This window comes from Vibrio hepatarius (assembly GCF_011806575.1).
Classification (GTDB): domain Bacteria; phylum Pseudomonadota; class Gammaproteobacteria; order Enterobacterales; family Vibrionaceae; genus Vibrio; species Vibrio hepatarius_A.
This window is the reverse complement of sequence record NZ_JAATOO010000020.1, coordinates 71,220-88,150: the sequence shown is the minus strand read 5'-3', so window position 1 is coordinate 88,150 and position 16,931 is coordinate 71,220. Positions and strand designations below refer to the sequence as shown.

Annotated in this window: 17 protein-coding genes and 1 tRNA gene; 13 read left to right on the top strand and 5 right to left on the bottom strand. The window is 45.9% G+C overall.

All coding sequences use genetic code 11. From position 1 onward, the window contains the following. A partial coding sequence (gene galT, locus HCZ42_RS15755; RefSeq protein WP_167421595.1) for a galactose-1-phosphate uridylyltransferase occupies positions 1 to 386 on the top strand: 386 nt, incomplete at its 5' end. 106 nt (positions 387 to 492) lie between these two features. On the opposite strand, the gene HCZ42_RS15750 is transcribed toward galT, so the two are convergent. Both HCZ42_RS15750 and HCZ42_RS15745 read right to left on the bottom strand, forming a co-directional pair. Then, positions 493 to 1,605, bottom strand: coding sequence for a mechanosensitive ion channel family protein (locus HCZ42_RS15750; protein WP_167421594.1), 1,113 nt, complete (start codon positions 1,603 to 1,605; stop codon positions 493 to 495). 95 nt (positions 1,606 to 1,700) lie between these two features. Further along, positions 1,701 to 2,138, bottom strand: coding sequence for a DUF2850 domain-containing protein (locus tag HCZ42_RS15745; RefSeq protein ID WP_167421593.1), 438 nt, complete (start codon positions 2,136 to 2,138; stop codon positions 1,701 to 1,703). 389 nt (positions 2,139 to 2,527) lie between these two features. On the opposite strand from HCZ42_RS15745, the gene HCZ42_RS15740 reads away from it, so the two are divergent. Further along, positions 2,528 to 2,809, top strand: coding sequence for a pyrimidine/purine nucleoside phosphorylase (locus tag HCZ42_RS15740; RefSeq protein ID WP_167421592.1), 282 nt, complete (start codon positions 2,528 to 2,530; stop codon positions 2,807 to 2,809). Between the two features lie 170 nt (positions 2,810 to 2,979). Continuing rightward, positions 2,980 to 3,258 (top strand): hypothetical protein, encoded by a 279-nt coding sequence (locus HCZ42_RS15735; RefSeq protein ID WP_167421591.1) that lies wholly within the window; start codon positions 2,980 to 2,982, stop codon positions 3,256 to 3,258. Between the two features lie 70 nt (positions 3,259 to 3,328). Here the strand turns inward: HCZ42_RS15735 and HCZ42_RS15730 are convergent, their stop codons facing one another. Further along, positions 3,329 to 4,390: a DUF3541 domain-containing protein gene (locus HCZ42_RS15730; protein ID WP_167421590.1), complete on the bottom strand. Its 1,062-nt coding sequence runs from the start codon at positions 4,388 to 4,390 to the stop codon at positions 3,329 to 3,331. Positions 4,391 to 4,887: 497 nt separating this feature from the next. On the opposite strand from HCZ42_RS15730, the gene HCZ42_RS15725 reads away from it, so the two are divergent. The 8 genes from HCZ42_RS15725 to gntR all read left to right on the top strand — a co-directional run bounded on the left by HCZ42_RS15725 (position 4,888) and on the right by gntR (position 13,166). After that, positions 4,888 to 6,258 (top strand): diguanylate cyclase, encoded by a 1,371-nt coding sequence (locus tag HCZ42_RS15725; protein WP_167421589.1) that lies wholly within the window; start codon positions 4,888 to 4,890, stop codon positions 6,256 to 6,258. Between the two features lie 73 nt (positions 6,259 to 6,331). After that, positions 6,332 to 6,766 (top strand): Mpo1 family 2-hydroxy fatty acid dioxygenase, encoded by a 435-nt coding sequence (locus tag HCZ42_RS15720; protein ID WP_167421588.1) that lies wholly within the window; start codon positions 6,332 to 6,334, stop codon positions 6,764 to 6,766. Positions 6,767 to 7,024: 258 nt separating this feature from the next. Then, positions 7,025 to 8,041: a TRAP transporter substrate-binding protein gene (locus HCZ42_RS15715; protein ID WP_167421587.1), complete on the top strand. Its 1,017-nt coding sequence runs from the start codon at positions 7,025 to 7,027 to the stop codon at positions 8,039 to 8,041. A gap of 67 nt (positions 8,042 to 8,108) precedes the next feature. Beyond that, the gene (locus HCZ42_RS15710; RefSeq protein ID WP_167421586.1) at positions 8,109 to 8,666 is read left to right on the top strand and encodes a TRAP transporter small permease subunit; all 558 of its coding nucleotides are present in this window, start codon (positions 8,109 to 8,111) and stop codon (positions 8,664 to 8,666) included. Continuing rightward, a complete protein-coding gene (locus HCZ42_RS15705) occupies positions 8,659 to 9,975 on the top strand; it encodes a TRAP transporter large permease (RefSeq protein ID WP_053407238.1) in 1,317 nt (438 codons plus the stop codon). The genes HCZ42_RS15710 and HCZ42_RS15705 overlap by 8 nt, the downstream gene beginning before the upstream one ends. A gap of 86 nt (positions 9,976 to 10,061) precedes the next feature. Next, a complete protein-coding gene (locus HCZ42_RS15700) occupies positions 10,062 to 10,571 on the top strand; it encodes a gluconokinase (RefSeq protein WP_167421585.1) in 510 nt (169 codons plus the stop codon). Continuing rightward, the gene (gene gndA / locus HCZ42_RS15695) at positions 10,558 to 12,051 is read left to right on the top strand and encodes an NADP-dependent phosphogluconate dehydrogenase (protein ID WP_167421584.1); all 1,494 of its coding nucleotides are present in this window, start codon (positions 10,558 to 10,560) and stop codon (positions 12,049 to 12,051) included. Before HCZ42_RS15700 ends, gndA begins: the two co-directional genes overlap by 14 nt. A 113-nt stretch (positions 12,052 to 12,164) precedes the next feature. Continuing rightward, positions 12,165 to 13,166, top strand: a complete 1,002-nt coding sequence (gntR, locus tag HCZ42_RS15690) for a gluconate operon transcriptional repressor GntR (protein WP_167421583.1) — start codon at positions 12,165 to 12,167, stop codon at positions 13,164 to 13,166. Positions 13,167 to 13,437: 271 nt separating this feature from the next. Here gntR and HCZ42_RS15685 read toward each other — a convergent pair whose 3' ends face one another. Beyond that, on the bottom strand, positions 13,438 to 14,973 hold the full coding sequence (locus HCZ42_RS15685) for a DUF3612 domain-containing protein (protein WP_167421600.1): 1,536 nt from the start codon (positions 14,971 to 14,973) through the stop codon (positions 13,438 to 13,440). Between the two features lie 161 nt (positions 14,974 to 15,134). Between HCZ42_RS15685 and HCZ42_RS15680 the strand changes: the two genes are divergently transcribed. Continuing rightward, positions 15,135 to 15,710 (top strand): malate synthase, encoded by a 576-nt coding sequence (locus HCZ42_RS15680; RefSeq protein ID WP_053407242.1) that lies wholly within the window; start codon positions 15,135 to 15,137, stop codon positions 15,708 to 15,710. A 61-nt stretch (positions 15,711 to 15,771) separates the two neighbouring features. Here HCZ42_RS15680 and HCZ42_RS15675 read toward each other — a convergent pair whose 3' ends face one another. After that, a complete protein-coding gene (locus HCZ42_RS15675) occupies positions 15,772 to 16,452 on the bottom strand; it encodes a MaoC family dehydratase (RefSeq protein WP_167421582.1) in 681 nt (226 codons plus the stop codon). Positions 16,453 to 16,769: 317 nt separating this feature from the next. Here HCZ42_RS15675 and HCZ42_RS15670 point away from each other — a divergent pair. After that, positions 16,770 to 16,860 (top strand) — tRNA-Ser (locus HCZ42_RS15670). The last annotated feature ends 71 nt before the right edge of the window (positions 16,861 to 16,931 follow it).

Genomic DNA, 16,931 nt, shown 5'->3' with positions numbered 1-16,931 from the left:
CGCTTGTTCCGTATTGGGCTGCTTGGCCGTTTGAAACCATGTTGCTACCTAAAACACATATTCGTCGCATGAGTGAGCTCAACAATGAACAACGTGATGACCTTGCGTTAGCGATTAAAAAACTCACTAGCCGTTATGACAATTTATTCCAATGTTCCTTCCCGTATTCAATGGGCTGGCACTATGCCCCCTTTTTTGAAGAAAATACAGATATTGACCATTGGCAACTACATGCATTGTTCTACCCGCCGCTACTGCGCAGTGCCACGGTACGTAAGTTCATGGTGGGCTATGAAATGCTAGCAGAGAACCAGAGGGATTTAACGGCTGAACAAGCGGCACAGCGTCTTCGTGTTCTAAGTGATGTTCACTTTAAAGAGCGTTGAGCACTATTCGTCAGCCTGACTTGATGGTTGACAGCAAAACGCTATGCATAGCGAGTCCCATGTGGAATTTGATACATTACAGCCCCAACTATCGGGGCTGAATGGTTTAAGGTTGATGTTCGTTTTGCGGCTGCATGCCAGCGAATTCACCGGCGTTTTCTACATCAAGTTTGATCGTTTGAGTAGGGAAGGCGATTTGAGCTTCACGGCTTTCGATGATCTGCATAATTTTTAGCAGCACGTCTTGCTTCACTTTGTGGTAGCGCACCCAGTTCACCGTTTTGGTAAAGGTGTAGACCATGATATTGAGTGATGAAGGGCCAAAGCCATTGAAGTTAACGATCAGAGTTTGCTTTGCATCGATGTCTGGATGGGATTCTAGCATCGACCTAATATCTTCAACGATCAACGATACTTGTTGCGAATCGTCGTAACGTACTCCAATGGTTTCGTAGATACGGCGGTTAAGCATTCGAGATGGGTTTTCCACCACAATGCTGCTAAATACCGAGTTTGGCACGTACAAAGGTCGTTTATCAAAGGTGCGGATGATCGTCATTCGCCAGCCGATTCTCTCTACTGTGCCTTCGATTTCTCTGTCAGGTGAGCGTACCCAATCACCGACTTTAAAAGGTCGGTCAAAGTAAATCATCAAGCCGCCAAAGAAGTTGGAAAGTAAATCTTTGGCTGCTAAACCGACAATCAAACCACCGACACCACCAAAGGTCAGTAAGCCTGACAGGCTTAAGCCAAACGCCTGCATAATCGTCAGCGCACCGATAACGATAAAGAACAAGCGAGCAACTTTGGCGATCGCTTGCACCGTGGTTTCGTCGCGATTCTTCTGCGTCAGTGCATACTCTTCGATATTGGTGACCAAACGCATGGTGATCCAGACGAAGATACCAATCACCAGCATCAGCTTCAGTGTACTCAGCCAATCCAGTGTCGACTGGGTGTAATCTTCTAGGATAAAGCCTAGTGAGATAGTCGCTGGCCAACACCAGATCAGCGCGCTGATGGGGGCACTCACAGAAGCAAGGATCAAATCATCCCAATGAAAGCGGGTTTTCTCGGTAAGGATTTCCAGACGGTTGTAGATGACTTTCCAGACTAACCAAGCGAAGAAGCTGGCAATAGTGATAAGGAGAACATTGCTGTCCCACTTATCGAGCAGTGCGACAACAGACGGAGGCAATTGTGCGAGTAACTGGTCCATATTTTTGCTTTACGTTGCGAGAATTTGGAACCAGTATAAAGTGTTGATCTTTATCAAACTAGCTTGTTTGTGACACAAAGTGAAAGTTGCTGCGATTACTCTTCGTCGAAGTGATTGCTCAATGCCGCGCGACGGTTGGCCGCACCGCCGCCTTCAAGGTTGATTGTGCTTTCAAAGCCTTCTTTAACAAACTGTTGGCTTGGGCTGTTTGGTTGAATACGTCTTAGTTGTGGAGAATCGAAAGTACCAGTTACCTGATAAATCGACGTGCCATCACCGGTTGTGATGTAAATCTTCTCACCATCGTACTCAAAACTGGTGGCGATCAAACGGCCGTTACGAAATACGCCTTTATCATTCAAAGTCAGTACTTCGGTGTTGTACTTTGGTGAGCCAATTTCAATCCAACGTGAATACACTTGCTCTGGGTTAACGTAGTCTTGATAGCTGAAGTACAGAAGTGACGAGAATCCAATGGCTAGGGCACAAATTAAAGAGATGAACAAGGTTTTGATGAGTTGGGCTCGTGCCATGAGTAAAGCTTAATCCATTAGCTGAGTTCGTATACAGAACGTATTATCGTTTAATCAATAAAGCTTGTTAGATATTGAGTACTGACGCAATTATTACAAACCAAAAATGGAACCTTAGTCCAAAAGTTTGCGGTAATTTTCATTTGTTGTATTTACCCGCTCGAGAAAACGACAGAAGCTTCTGACAGAGCCAAGTCATTCAGAGATTAATCGCAATCAGCTCCAACGTTCAAGCATGATCGCTTGATTTAAGTGATAAGTATCAGTGGGGTAGCAGTAACTAAATCGTTGCAGAACCCGTTTGTTCTATTGCTCGTCACTCTGAATTGAGATAAAAGATTACTCACTTATTCGAGTTGACCCCAGTTGGGGTATTCATGGAGGAATCAATGATTAAAGTAAATAGCTACTTTGAAGATAACGTTAAGTCCCTTGGTTTTACGCAAGGTGAAGAAAACTCAAGTGTGGGCGTAATGCTTGAGGGTGAGTACACGTTTGGCACTGCTGCGCCAGAACGTATGACAGTGGTTAAAGGAGAAATGACCATTAAACGTGTTGGCGATAGCGAGTGGACAACCTATAAAGACGGTGACTCTTTTGAAGTTGCGGGTGATTCATCATTCGACTTGCGTCTGCCTGTGACAACAGCTTATTTGTGCGAATACTTGTAAGCCATTTCAGCGCTGCATCTTCTAGCGGCGCTGTTCTAACCCCTTTATCTCTGCTCACACTGGTAAAAAAATTCGGAAATGCCGAAGATTTAGCCAACAAATATCAAGTTTATCAAAATAAACCTTGGCTATAATTAACATTAAGGAAGCCATATGGTGAGGAGGTGAGTATGGCAGTGTTACCAAAACATCCTGGCCACAACTCCGGCTATGATCCAAGCCAAGATATGACGCCAGAACAATTGCACCGGTTTGGTAAAGTGGCGCGCCAGGCGCAAAAAAGGCGTGATGAAATTGCTCGTAAGGAATCTTTGTTGCGCAGCGCTAGAGAAGCCGCATTAAAACCAATTATTGTGCCGAGAAAGGAAAAACCACATACCGTTCGCTACGTCGTGTGGTTGATCGTGATTATGCTCTGTTCACTTTGGCTGATGTATATGTCAGGCTGATACGAATTGATTTATCTAAACTCAACACCTCTCAAAGTGAGAGGTGTTTTTGCATGTTGAAGCACTAGCCTTACTTGGCTACTAAGCCGTAAGGGATACTGGAAAACACTTTCGGTTGACTGGTGACAGTTGGTGCTGGGTTTACTTTCTGCCAGTCTAATAGCATGATGGCCAATACATTGCGGTGTTCACCGTAAGCCAAATCAAAATCCCCACGCACAGAAGGAATAATACCTTTATCTTTATGCAGCGCTTTTTGGATCGCGGCTCTTGTCTTCTCGACGACCGGGTCATCGTCTAATCCCGCCAATAGGAAGCTAATACCCACTTCTGCGATGATGTCTTCTTTAGCACGCAGCAAAATAGTATCGATGTTTTCGCGGAAGTAATCGTAAATCCATTGGTATTGCTTCTCGTCTACACGATATTGGTAGTAAGCGGAGTCTGCAAAAATGATATGGGTTAAGCCGTACAGTTTGTTGCCGTATTGCTGAGTATTGAGTGTTTTGTCTCTCTCGTCAGGGTACGTTTCTCTGAACGCTTTAATAAAAGGTTCAACCACGTCTTGCTCACCGAGTTGACGCAGCCAGAAGACCTGATTAGCCAATTGTGCGGCCCAAGCTTCAATCATTTCTGGGTTGGTGGCGTATTTGTTGAAATCGTAACGGCGGATCACCTGACGCAGTTTCGCATCGTCTTTGTGTTTTAAGCCGTATTCATTCGCGCGCGCCATTGAACCCAATAAATCGACACCTAAGTATAGGTATTCCGGCATATGTCGAGTGATGTTGTAACGTCGAACACTGCGCTCGTCGGTTTCATCTAAGTAGCCAGCAATGCGTTTTTCAGAATGAAGCAAGATTTGCTCGGGAGTATGAACTTCCGCCGCGAAGCGATTAAGTCGACTCGCGACTCGTGCCATGTCACTCCACACCGCAGCCGCATATTTGTTGTCGAGAGTTTGTCGGTACATTCTTAGCCCGTAATGCCCTGCTTTGAATGCCGAGAGCGTGTATAACTGGGTCTCGTAAGTTTCTTTAATAATGTCAGCAGACTCTTGGTAACTGGTGTCTGCAAAGGCACTTGGCAGTAGCGCAAGACCGAGTAAAAAAGCAAGGATTTGTTGGCGCATATTCAGCTCCATAACGTTTAGCAAACTTGATGTTATCCCTAATAAAAATATCAAGCCGCTGGCTTTAGTGAGTGTAGCAAACAGTGAGATTCGTTCGCTTCGACATTAGCACTCATTATTAGCGTTGATGTAAACTTGCTGTCAGATAGACGCAATAAATCACCACAAGGTTAAGTTAATCAAATCCGAACTCGGTGGCGACTATAATTAGGAACAATCGCTAGACGTTGCTCTGTAAAAACAAGGAGATAGTTGCAGTACAGCATTTATTGAGATGTTTTGTCGTCAAATGGATGTGTTTTCGCCGGTTATTGCGGCATTTAACGTGCCACGACAACGATTTTTAGCCAATTTACGGTGAAAGTTTATTCAGAGTCATGTATTTTACATAAATAATAAAAATATAAATACAATGATCTTGTTCAGTATCTAAAGCAACTCAGTTGGCTTTCGGCATTTGCACCGCATTAGTGGTAGTGGATTTTATTGGGGGAGTGATGCGGGATCGCCTGAGCAGACACTGGTCTGTTACTTTATTTATTTTGCTGCTGACTGTTCTCGCTGTGACATTGGTTGAGTCTTTAGACGCCAGCCAGAAAACATTTTTGCGTGAGAGTATTCGCGCACGCGCTAAAGAAGAGTTATCTATTGTTCGTTCTGAACTGGAGTCGGCGATTGTGTCAGACATCTATGTGGCGAACGGTCTTTCTACGTTAATTGCAGCTAATCCAGACTTTGAATTTTCTGGATGGGATCTTATGGCTTCTAGCATTATGCGCAAGAGTCGCCATATTCGCGTTGTTGGGTTAGCGCCGAACGATGTTATTAAGTATATCTATCCGTTTGAAGGTAATGAGCGTGCGATTGGTCTAGATTACCAACAAATGCCAGAACAATGGCACAGCGTACAAAAAGCGCGAGAAGTGCAAGAGATCTTTATCGCGGGGCCAGTCGACCTAGTGCAGGGTGGCAAAGGCTTGATTGCGCGTGTGCCTATCTTTGAAGATCCACCCTACAATATACGTTACTGGGGTGTATGTAGTGCGGTTATCGACCTAGAATCTTTGTTCCAGGAAGCCAGCGTAGAAGCGTTTGAACATAAGTACACACTGGCCATGCGCGGTACCGATAGTTCTGGTGTGGAAGGTGAGTTATTTTATGGCACACAATCTACATTTGATAACGCTTTCGCCATTGAACACGTTTACTTTCCTTACGGCAGCTGGGTGATTGCGGCGGCAGAGAAAGGTGATTTATTAAGTTACGCCGATTGGTACAGCGTGCACGCGGTGCGATTGATTGGTTACCCGATGATCCTAGCGCTGCTACTTTCGTTTGGGCAGATTTTCCGTTTGTATTCAGTTGCGAACAGACGCTCATTGCAAGACGAATTGACGCTATTGCCAAACCGACGTTATTTTATGTACACCTTACAAAATCATTTTGAATCGGCGAAGAAAAACACCGTTAAAGACTGTTTTGCTATTCTGTCCATTGATTTAGATAAGTTTAAAAGCATTAACGATACACATGGCCATGGTGCTGGTGATAAAGTACTGATCGCGACCTCTGAACGAATCAAGGGCGTGCTGCGTAGCTCTGACGTCGTCGCGCGAATTGGCGGTGATGAGTTCCTAATCCTACTACCACGCATGGCGAATAAGCTTGATGTAGACTCCATCAAAGCGAAACTTGAAAAGGCAATCAGTCACAGTCCGGTAATTTATGACCAGCATTTGATTGACTTACACGTCAGCGTCGGTTGCGCCTTGTATGCTCCAGAATATGAAAGTGTCGAAGAGATGTTACGAGAAGCCGATACGAGTATGTATTTAGTCAAACGTCGCCACGCTCGCAGTATTAATTAAACCGCTTGGGTGTGAGCGGAACCTGAAAAACCATGCTATAGAAAATAAGAAGTAGCCAGTTTTTGAGGTACGCATGCGAAATTTAACACAATGGCTCCACGATTATGGTGAGAGCCATCAGAATCCAATCAATAAAAAGATCCACACCATTGCGGTGCCGGGCATATTCTTATCGGTCGTCGGATTGATTTGGTCGATCCCGCCTCTCAATCTGTACGGCATCTCGCTCAACTGGGTGTGGGTTGCCTTTCTACCTGTGATGTTTTTCTACCTCAAACTGTCTATTAGCGTTTTTCTGATGATGCTCGGCTTTACTTTAGCGTGCATTTCGTTGGTCTGGTCATTGGAACTTCTAGGCGTACCGGTATTTATGTTTTCTCTCATTACTTTTGCTGCTCTTTGGATGCTGCAGTTTATCGGTCACAAAATAGAAGGGAAGAAGCCATCCTTTTTTGATGATTTGATTTATTTGTTAATCGGACCCGTGTGGGTGTTTCGTAAGCACTAACACTTGGTGTCCGCCTTTCTTATTGATGTGATGTCAGTTTCTTAAGGTATTCCGTGCGCACAGTCACAACTTAACTACTACTGCGTTCCTATTTATTAACAAAATTAAAACTTGTGATAAGTGTCATGGAAAACGTTTTCTTGTTACCGGTAACATGTGCCTCAACGTTACCGGTAACATATAACAATTAACCGGATCACCAATCAGCTGGTTTAAGCTAGATTGAAGACATGAAACAAAACAAGGATACCCCCTACTATGAAAGCGTTGACAAAAACTTTGCTTGCAGCCTCTATCACCGGACTGTTTTCAGTGTCTGCACTTGCGGCTGACTTTAAATTAAAGATTCAGTCTTCTGACCCTTCAGGCGACCTAAATTTCCAAGTTCAGCAAAACTGGGCTGATCGCGTGGAGAAAATGTCTAACGGTCGTATCGATATCGACTTACTACCAGTCGGCGCAGTGGTGAAGCACACTGAAACGTTGGGTGCGATCAAAATGGGTATTCTTGATGGTCAAGTCACCGCGACGGGTTACTTTTCTGGTAAAGATCCGGCATTTGGTTTGATTGGTAACATGGTTGGTGCGTGGTCTGATACAACGCAGCTACTGCAATACATGAACTACGGCGGTGGTAACGAGCTGATGACTGAGCTTTATGCTCCTTACGGTGTGAAGTTCGTTGGTGCGTCAACGACAGGCGTAGAATCTTTCATTTCTAAAAAGCCAATTGATGGCGTAGCTGACCTGAAAGGCCTCAAACTGCGTGCACCTGAAGGTCTGGTTCAACAAGTGTTTGCAGCGGCTGGTGCAACACCAGTTAACTTGCCAGGTTCAGAAGTATTTACCGGTTTGAGTAAAGGCGTTATCGATGCAGCGGACTACACTGTATTCTCAACAAACCAAAAAGCAGGCATGAATGACATCGCGACACACCCAGTTCAGCCGGGCTTCCATTCACTACCGCTTATTGACATCTCTATCTCGCAAAAGAAATGGGACAAGATGCCAGCAGACCTGCAGACAATTTTACAAACGTCGGTACGTGATTTCTCGTACGACATGACAACCCAACTAAAAATGGCTGACCAATCGGCGGTAAAAGAAGCACAAGCAAACCCAGATATTACGATCCACAACTGGTCTGACGAAGAACGCAAGAAGTTCCGTGAAATTGCTAAGTCACAATGGAAAGTGTTCGCTGAGCGTTCTCCAAATGCACAGAAAGTGTATGACTCAGTAACAACATTCCTAGAAGAAAACGGCCTTCTATAAGCGAGCTGACTCAGTAAGCTTCTCTCAGGAGGGCCACGGCCCTCCCTATTTTTGGGAAAAGATGGTAATGACTGATAAAACCCCACATGCTCCCCATGAGCAAGAAGAACAGCCAAGAAACGTTCTTGATAAAACGATTATTAAAATCAGTAATGTACTGAGCTGGTTCTTCATTTTTACGGTACTGATTTCTTTTTACGAAGTGCTGATGCGATATGTGTTTGATGCGCCGACAACTTGGGTGCATGAAACGGCTTCATTTATTGGTGGCTCACTATTTATCGTCGGCGGTATCTACGCTTTTGCGGCGAACAAACATGTACGAGTCGTGCTGATTTACGATTCGGTCTCCAACCAGACGCGCAAGTACCTTAACTTGGTCCACCATATTGTCGGTTTAGCGTTTGCAGGCATGTTGGCGTACGCCGCTTACGCGATGGCGATGGAGTCATGGTTTACTCCTTGGGGTGAGTTACGCCTCGAAACGTCAGGCTCGGTGCTGAATGCGCCTTATCCTGCGCTACTTAAAGGTCTGATTTTTGTCGTCCTTTGTATTCTTGTTGTTCAGTACGTATTGCACCTAATCCAAGAGATCATGGGGCTAAGGAAGAAAGACGATGTTTGATTTATCTTCTATTGGCATCGCATGGGGTAGTTTACTCATGCTGGTCATGATGATTGGCCTATTACTTACGGGTATGCAGTTGGCGTTCGTGACAGGTTTTGTCGCGATTTTCTTCACCCTTTGCTGGTTTGGTCCAGACGCACTGCCACTTATCGCGAGCCGTACCTACAGCTTTGCTTCGGGTTACGTATTCTTAGCCGTACCTATGTTCGTTTTGATGGCGGCGCTTTTAGACCGTTCGGGGATTGCAAAAGACCTGTTTGACGCGATGAAGTCAGTCGGACGAAAAGTGCGCGGTGGCGTTGCAGTGCAAACTCTATTGGTTGCGGTACTGTTGGCATCGATGTCGGGCGTAATCGGTGGTGAAACGGTATTGCTGGGTATTCTGGCACTGCCACAAATGCTGCGTTTAGGCTACGACCGCAAACTGGCGATCGGTACGACCTGTGCGGGTGGCGCGTTGGGTACTATGCTGCCACCAAGTATCGTTCTTATCATCTATGGTATGACGGCGAGTGTCTCTATCGGTGACCTGTTTAAAGCGTCATTCTTGCCGGCGTTCATTCTGGCGGGTTGTTACATCGCCTATGTACTAATTCGTTGTAAATTGAACCCTGCTCTTGCGCCAATCCCAAGTGACTCTGGCGAAGAAGAAGAGCCTCAGGTTAGCTACTTTAAAGCGCTGTTTTTCCCGCTGCTTTCTGTCGCTGTAGTACTTGGCAGTATCTACACGGGTGTGGCGTCAGTGACCGAAGCATCGGCGCTAGGCGTAGTCGGTATTATGATCTCTGCCGTTATTCGTGGCGAGATGAATTTCAAAATGCTCAAAGAGAGTGCCATCGCAACCATGCGTACCTGTGGCATGATCATGTGGATTGGTATCGGCGCGAGTGCGTTGGTGGGTATTTACAACCTAATGGGCGGTATCGACTTTGTTGAAGAAGTCATTCTTGGCTTAAGTGGCGGAAGCGCGTTGCTGACTCTACTTATCATGATGGCGATTCTACTGGTGCTTGGTATGTTCCTTGATTGGGTAGGCGTTGCACTACTGACGATGCCAATCTTCGTACCAATCGTGATTAGCTTGGGCTATGACCCAATCTGGTTTGGCGTTGTGTTCTGTCTCAACATGCAGGTGTCTTTCTTGTCGCCACCGTTTGGTCCGGCTGCATTCTACCTGAAATCTGTTGCGCCGAAAGACATCAGCCTTGGCGAAATCTTCCAGTCGCTGCTGCCATTTATCGGCCTACAAATCTTTGTGTTAAGCCTAGTGATCATGTTCCCTGAACTGGCCATGTGGTGGAAATAACCACAACCGAATTTTGAATTAGCAACACACCCATTTGGGTCACTCAGCCTTCAGTGACAGCTGAAGGCTAAGGATAGTATTGTCCAATGAAAGCGAAAAAAATCTTAGTTATGGGCGTATCAGGCTGTGGTAAAAGCCTGATTGGCAGCGAGATTGCCAAAGCGCTGGGCTTACCTTTTCACGATGGTGATGACTACCATCCAAAAGCGAACGTGGAAAAGATGGCGCAAGGCATCCCGCTCAATGATGATGACCGCATTGGCTGGTTGGAAACGCTCAACCGCATTTATGTCGAGAACGAGGCAGCGGTGATCGCGTGCTCGGCGCTTAAGCCTGCATACCGCGATATTTTACGCCGCAACAATGACGAGTTAGTGATCGTCTATCTGCAAGGTGATTTCGAGACGATTTGGTCGCGGCATCAACAGCGCGCTAACCATTACTTCAACGGAGAGGTGATGCTTAAAAGCCAGTTTGAAGCGCTGATCGAACCAGAGCAAGACGAAGCACTGTTTATTGATATTTCGGCCGATGTACCACAAGTACTTGCTGCCGCATTAAAAGCGATAGAGGAGTCAAACAATGGCGCTATCTAATATCGCGATGATTGGCTTAGGTGTGATGGGGAAAAGCCTCGCGTTAAACCTAGTTGATCATGGTTTTTCTGTCACTGGGTTTGATATCAGCGACAAGCACAGACAAGCCGCCCTTAATGATGCCAAGGCGCTGATACAGCAAAGCGACAAAGGGCAGTTAATCACCGTTGACAGTTTGGCAGCGTTATTAGAATCGCTGACTAAACCGCGAGTGATTGCACTGTCTGTTCCGGCGGGTGAGGTTGTCGATAATGTCGTACAAGACTTACTTAACGCAGGCTTAAGCAGCGAAGATATTGTTATCGATACTGGTAATAGCCTATGGACTGACACCGAAGCACGTGAGCTGCACTACCAAGGACAACTGCGCTTTTTCAGTACCGCAGTGTCTGGCGGTGAAGTGGGGGCGCGATTTGGCCCAGCCCTGATGGCAAGCGGAAATCGAGATGCATGGAACTACATTGAACCGATGTGGCATGCAATCGCAGCGAAAGTGGACACGCAAGGTTTACCAGTCGGTCCGTTTGATCAAGGCGAGCCATGCGCCGCCTACTTGGGCCCAGCCGGAGCAGGGCATTATGTGAAGATGGTGCACAACGGAATCGAATACGCTGACATGCAATTGATCTGCGAAGCGTACCATTTTATGTCTGACGTATTGGGCATGAGCGCACATGAAATTGGTGATACATTTGCCAAGTGGAATCAAGGCGTGCTCAATAGTTATTTGATGGAAATCAGCGCGGATATTTTGCAAACGCCAGACCCAATAACAGGAAAGCCTTTTGTTGAGGTAGTACTGGACAAAGCGGGTCAAAAAGGCACTGGTCTTTGGACTGCGGTGAACAGCTTGCAAGAGGGCACGCCCGCACCAACTATCGCTCAAGCGGTGTTTGCGCGTGCGCAAAGTGGACAAAAAGCAGTGCGTGTAAAAGCGAGCGCTGTGTTGAAGACCCAAGTGGTAAAAGACCACAATCTAGATAAGCAGCAAACTCTGGATGATCTGCGAGATGCACTCTACTGCGCCAAGCTCGCGGTGTACGCGCAAGGGTTTGACTTGATGAAGAGCACCTCTGAAAAAGAAGCGTGGCAGTTAGATTTTGCGCAGATCGCTAAGATCTGGCGTGCAGGTTGTATTATCCGTGCGGCATTTTTGCAAGAAATCACCAGCGCATATCAAGCACAGAGTGAATTGGACAATCTGCTGTTCTCGAGCCATTTCGTGCAAGAGGTTGAGCAGCGCTCATTAGGCTGGCGTAGAACCGTCGCGAATTCGGCACTGAGTGGTGTGCCGATGCCGGGCACTAGCTCTGCATTGAGTTACTTCGATGGACTAAGAAGCGAGGTACTACCTGCGAACTTACTGCAAGCTCAACGGGATTTCTTTGGATCCCACACTTATTCAAGAGTTGATGAAACCGAGGAGCATAAGTTCCACATCTCCTGGAGCGAGGAAAAAAGAGCTCAAATCAGCCTATAAATTCAAGCGTTCACCCAAGGTGAGCGCTTTTTTGTTATCCATGCCAACGAAAATGTTTGTCGTGATGGGTACAATGTTACCAGTAACACAACACATAGAATAAAAATTAGACAATGGCAATTAAGAAGAAACGTCCAACGTTGCAAGATATCGCAGACAGGGTAGGAGTGACTAAAATGACAGTCAGCCGTTGCCTGCGCGACCCTGCTCAAGTTTCCGAAGCGATCCGAGAAAAAGTAGAACAAGCCGTCGAAGACCTCGGCTACATCCCTAATCGAGCTCCTGACATTCTCTCCAACGCGAAATCCAACGCGATTGGTGTGTTAGTTCCGTCTTTAACCAACCAAGTATTTGCAGAAGTAATACGTGGTATTGAGTCGGTGACAACCCCAGCAGGCTATCAAACCATGATCGCTCACTATAGCTATAGTGAAGAGCTAGAAGAGCAGAGCATTGCATCACTACTTTCTTACAACGTGGATGCGATCATCCTCTCGGAGAACGTACACACAGAAAAAGCACGTAAGATGCTGCAGACCGCTTCCATCCCAGTGGTTGAAATCATGGATTCTTACTCGCCGCGTATCGAGCAAGCGGTTGGGTTTGACAATACACAAGCCGCCAAAGAGATGACCAAGGCGATGTTAGCGCAAGGGCGTAAACATATCGCGTACTTTGCGGCGCGAATGGATGAACGAACTCGCTTGAAAATGGAAGGTTACCGACAAGCTCTAGCGGAAGTGGGTAAAACTGAGATTACCCTGCAAACTGAAGATGCCTCATCATTTACGCTCGGCTCTAAACTGTTAGGCGAAGTGCTAGATAAGTATCCGTATGTTGATGGGATCTTCTGTACCAACGATGACTTAGCAATCGGTGCGTTGTACGAGTGTCAGCGCCGCGGTATTTCTATTCCTGAGCGAATGGCGATTGCAGGGTTTCACGGTCACGACATCAGCCAAGTGATGATTCCGAAACTGGCAACGGTACTTACGCCTAGAGAAGAAATAGGTAAAGTTGCAGCTCAGCAGTTGATTGAGCGTTTAAAGGGCAGTCAAGATTGGCCTGCCTGTATTGATCTCGGCTATCGAATTGAGCTTGGAGAGAGTGTTTGATATTGCAAAGTGCGAAGTTTTAATTTTGCAAAATGCGACGATTCGCAAAATTGATTTATGCTATGCACCATGTTTTCATGAAACAGGCGATAAATTAGGCTAAAAATAACTCTTTAGAGGTAGATTTAAAGTTGGCACGCTAACTGCATTATCTAGTTTGACCCTTATTAAGCCGAGGGTCACCTAGCCAACTGACGTTGTTAGTGAACTTTTTTGTTCACAATCAAATATAGCCAACCACGCAAATTGTGATTGGCTTTTTTTTTGCCTGCTAATCCTCACCGTCCTGTACATCCTGACACCCGTTATAACAACTCGGCTTTCTTGGACACACAGCACCGCGTGAACAGATCACTCGAGCATCCGACTGAATTCCACGTTCAATCCAATTGATATTGAGAATTTTTGCAATCGTCGTGAACTCTCTTTGGATGTGTCTTGGAATCGCGGCCGTACCGCCGTTACCCACACAGAGCGATTTTAACTCTTCTGCAATCATACGCGAGTCGCCACCTTGCGCATCGATAGCGGGGTTTAAGTCGATACCCGCACATAACACTCGGTTGTTACCCGCAGGGTCGGTCATGTTGACGGATTCACAACAGTAGATTCTTGGTTCGTCGCCAACGTTAAGAATCGAAATCTGGGCAGAGCTGCCGTTTTGCGGCTCTGACAGCCTTCTGAACACTGCCCAGTGTTGGCAAGGGTCGTTCACTTTACGCATGTTACCCCAAGGCAGTGGGATACCATTACCGCGATAAACCGCTTTAAGCTTATTCTGCCCGTAAGCATCAAAGTAGTGCCAATGTGGGTAAGGGGACACAACCGTCATCCTCCGCATCGCCACTGACGGTGACACGCCCGCTTTCTTGTGTACGTCGATCTCGTAACCGCTTCGGTCTAACAGCTGACGAAATGGCACTTTCGGGCAAAGTAGCGCACCGGCGAAAAAGCTCGATTCGAAATCGCGCCACGCTTGCAGTATGTCTTGCGAATTCAGCTCAGAAGTCGGGTTGGCTTGAGAGTTTTCCTCCCAGCTGTTTGCATGACCGACAGAGAGCACGCTCTTTAGCCCTTCTTTGTTGTGCAGCACACAATGCCCTAGGTAGACCGCTAAATCGTATTTTAAGCGCGTAGGGTACTGTTTAAGGATTTCATTTAGGTAGATAAAACCCGGAGGCTCAAAGAAAGACGTGACGACCTGTTTCGCGCTGACACCGAGTTCATCAACGATGTCTTGTGGTGGGCGAGAAATCCAACGAATGGTCAAACCCATGCTGCGGGCGATATCCATCAGATCTTCTGCCGATAGATTGAGGCGCTTTAAACCAACTTCTTCTGCGGCGCGTTCCAAATCAGGGAAGTGGTTTTGGTTGCTTTCTTGGTGGGCGCGAATCAACAAGTGAGCAAATTGACGTCCCGTAATCCCGGTTTGTGACAACATCTCTGGAATCGCGATTTGCAGGATATCGTTAGAGAACAAGAAGCTTGGTTCTAACGCCATACCGCTTATACCACCACGATTGCCTTTATCAGGCGTGATGTCCGCTTGCTCCGGTTCATCATCTAAAAACCACGCAGGATCTTTTTGAAAAACTTCGGCGATCACTTCCAACATATCGATGCTTGGAACGCGTTTTCCGCGCTCGATCATCGATAAGTAAGAAACCGACGGTGCGTACTCAGGGTTGACTCTTATACACCTAGCCGACAGGTCTTCCATCGTTAAGTGATTGCGTTTCCTGAGGTTTCTTATCTTGGTCCCTAAAAAATGGGACTGACGTATGAGACTTTTTGACAGCATAATTTTGTAAAATTCACAGTGTAAAATTTTTGTTGTGAAATTGTAGTAAAAAATTCACTAGTATAGAAAGTAAGCAAGGTCACAAAACGAACATGAATAAAACGTTAAGTGTGAAAAACTTGCTCCAGGACATAAAGTTGTGAAATATCCGCGAGGGAAACGCCATGAACATGCTGACATTCGATAAAACAGAAATCCAAAATAATGACATGCCATTTATCGCTGAAGCAGTCTTCGCGGTAGAGAAAATGGACTCGAAACAAACTTCAGAGAAACAAGTAAAAGCAAAACAGCTGCTAGACCGCTTGTTCCCACTGGAAGAAGGTTCTCACCAAGACGTTACCGCTTACGTAATTGATTACCGCCACGTTATGGCTTACTTCAAAGATGGCCGTCACAGCGGTCTAAAACACCCGAAGCACTTTGTTGCTTTCAGCGGTGAGAAGGAATCACCAGCGTCGATTCTGTTCCGTGACGGTACTGGTAGCCACGTAGAGCTAACGTTTGGCAAACAGAAAGGCACAGGCTGCGTACAACTGGTACAGATTGCCGACATCCAACTAGAAACATGCACTATGTTCCCACAAGGCACGTCAGAAGTTGCTGCAATGCGCCACTGGATTAGCCTAGTACAAGGTGATGAGAAAGGTAAACCAAGAGCGTGTACCGAAGAAAAAGAATACACCGCGAAAAATGGTGATGATTACCAGCTAGAATGCTGCTACACCATGGGTCAGTAATAAGGACCAAAACGAAAAAAGGATACACACTGCGTATCCTTTTTTGTTTACGAATCTGAAATTAGAAGTGCAATTGAATCACTGATGTCACTACCGCACCTGGACGACGAACGCCTTCGATCTCAACTTTAATTTCACGCTCAATCTCTAACCCTTTACGAATAGGAGTTACTTTCGATAGCGTGCTGACGGCGCGAACACGGTTACCTGCTTTTACTGGGTAAGGGAAACGCACCTGATTCAGACCAATATTCACCACCATTTTTGCCGTCGGGAATAGGTTCTGGTCTGGGTCTACGCTGTCTGTCAGCTTAGGTAACAAAGCAAGCGTTAAGAAACCGTGCGCGATTGTCGTCTTAAATGGTGATTCCGTCGATGCGCGCTCTGGATCGGTATGGATCCATTGCATATCTTCGGTCACTTGGCCGAATTGGTTGATACGCTCTTGAGACACGTCCAGCCAATCGCCAACATGGATCACTTCACCTAGCTTAAGTTGCAGTTCATCATAAAGCGCTTGAGCTTCTGGTTTTAACTCAATTGGCTTTGGTTGAACTTGAAGCTCATCATTAACCGCTGGTTGCTGAAGATCACGTAGACGAGTAAACAAATGGCGGTTATTGGTTTTGTTCAGGAACTCTCCCCAATACTCACGCATAGTAGGAGAAACCCATTGCATAAACTCTGAGTGTTGCTTTGAATCTGATTCACCACGATGTTTAAACAAGTCAGCGACTTTCATAAAAACCTCTGAAATTTACCATTTGTGCCGGTTAATTACGTAATTTTGAAACACTTCACAATCTTGTGCAACGATTTTCGGGCGTACAAGTGTTGCATGAAACTGGTATTTTTTATTGTTTTCAGTAGCTTAGCAATAAAACACTATTTTATTGCAATATAAACTTTAGAGTAATTTACCTATAAAATCGTACTTTAACCTTTGATACGAGTATAGAAGCAATTGAATCAAGTGCTTAGTTTATCGCCATTTAAACAACGCAAAGCAAATTAGTGCTTTACAAGGGGTATGGCAAAAACTACTATACCTCCCGCAACGGAGAGATGGCTGAGTGGTTGAAAGCACCGGTCTTGAAAACCGGCATACGTTAATAGCGTATCTAGGGTTCAAATCCCTATCTCTCCGCCACATTCGAAAAGCCCGCTGAGTAATCAGCGGGCTTTTTTCGTTTATCCACCTTAACTTGCTTCATCGTTAAT

Bases quoted from the DNA above. Each gene is read 5' to 3' on its own strand.
- HCZ42_RS15750 (WP_167421594.1), bottom strand. From the start codon at position 1,605: ATGGACCAGTTACTCGCACAATTGCCTCCGTCTGTTGTCGCACTGCTC.
- HCZ42_RS15745 (WP_167421593.1), bottom strand. From the start codon at position 2,138: ATGGCACGAGCCCAACTCATCAAAACCTTGTTCATCTCTTTAATTTGT.
- HCZ42_RS15740 (WP_167421592.1), top strand. From the start codon at position 2,528: ATGATTAAAGTAAATAGCTACTTTGAAGATAACGTTAAGTCCCTTGGT.
- HCZ42_RS15735 (WP_167421591.1), top strand. From the start codon at position 2,980: ATGGCAGTGTTACCAAAACATCCTGGCCACAACTCCGGCTATGATCCA.
- HCZ42_RS15730 (WP_167421590.1), bottom strand. From the start codon at position 4,390: ATGCGCCAACAAATCCTTGCTTTTTTACTCGGTCTTGCGCTACTGCCA.
- HCZ42_RS15725 (WP_167421589.1), top strand. From the start codon at position 4,888: ATGCGGGATCGCCTGAGCAGACACTGGTCTGTTACTTTATTTATTTTG.
- HCZ42_RS15720 (WP_167421588.1), top strand. From the start codon at position 6,332: ATGCGAAATTTAACACAATGGCTCCACGATTATGGTGAGAGCCATCAG.
- HCZ42_RS15715 (WP_167421587.1), top strand. From the start codon at position 7,025: ATGAAAGCGTTGACAAAAACTTTGCTTGCAGCCTCTATCACCGGACTG.
- HCZ42_RS15710 (WP_167421586.1), top strand. From the start codon at position 8,109: ATGACTGATAAAACCCCACATGCTCCCCATGAGCAAGAAGAACAGCCA.
- HCZ42_RS15705 (WP_053407238.1), top strand. From the start codon at position 8,659: ATGTTTGATTTATCTTCTATTGGCATCGCATGGGGTAGTTTACTCATG.
- HCZ42_RS15700 (WP_167421585.1), top strand. From the start codon at position 10,062: ATGAAAGCGAAAAAAATCTTAGTTATGGGCGTATCAGGCTGTGGTAAA.
- gndA (WP_167421584.1), top strand. From the start codon at position 10,558: ATGGCGCTATCTAATATCGCGATGATTGGCTTAGGTGTGATGGGGAAA.
- gntR (WP_167421583.1), top strand. From the start codon at position 12,165: ATGGCAATTAAGAAGAAACGTCCAACGTTGCAAGATATCGCAGACAGG.
- HCZ42_RS15680 (WP_053407242.1), top strand. From the start codon at position 15,135: ATGAACATGCTGACATTCGATAAAACAGAAATCCAAAATAATGACATG.
- HCZ42_RS15675 (WP_167421582.1), bottom strand. From the start codon at position 16,452: ATGAAAGTCGCTGACTTGTTTAAACATCGTGGTGAATCAGATTCAAAG.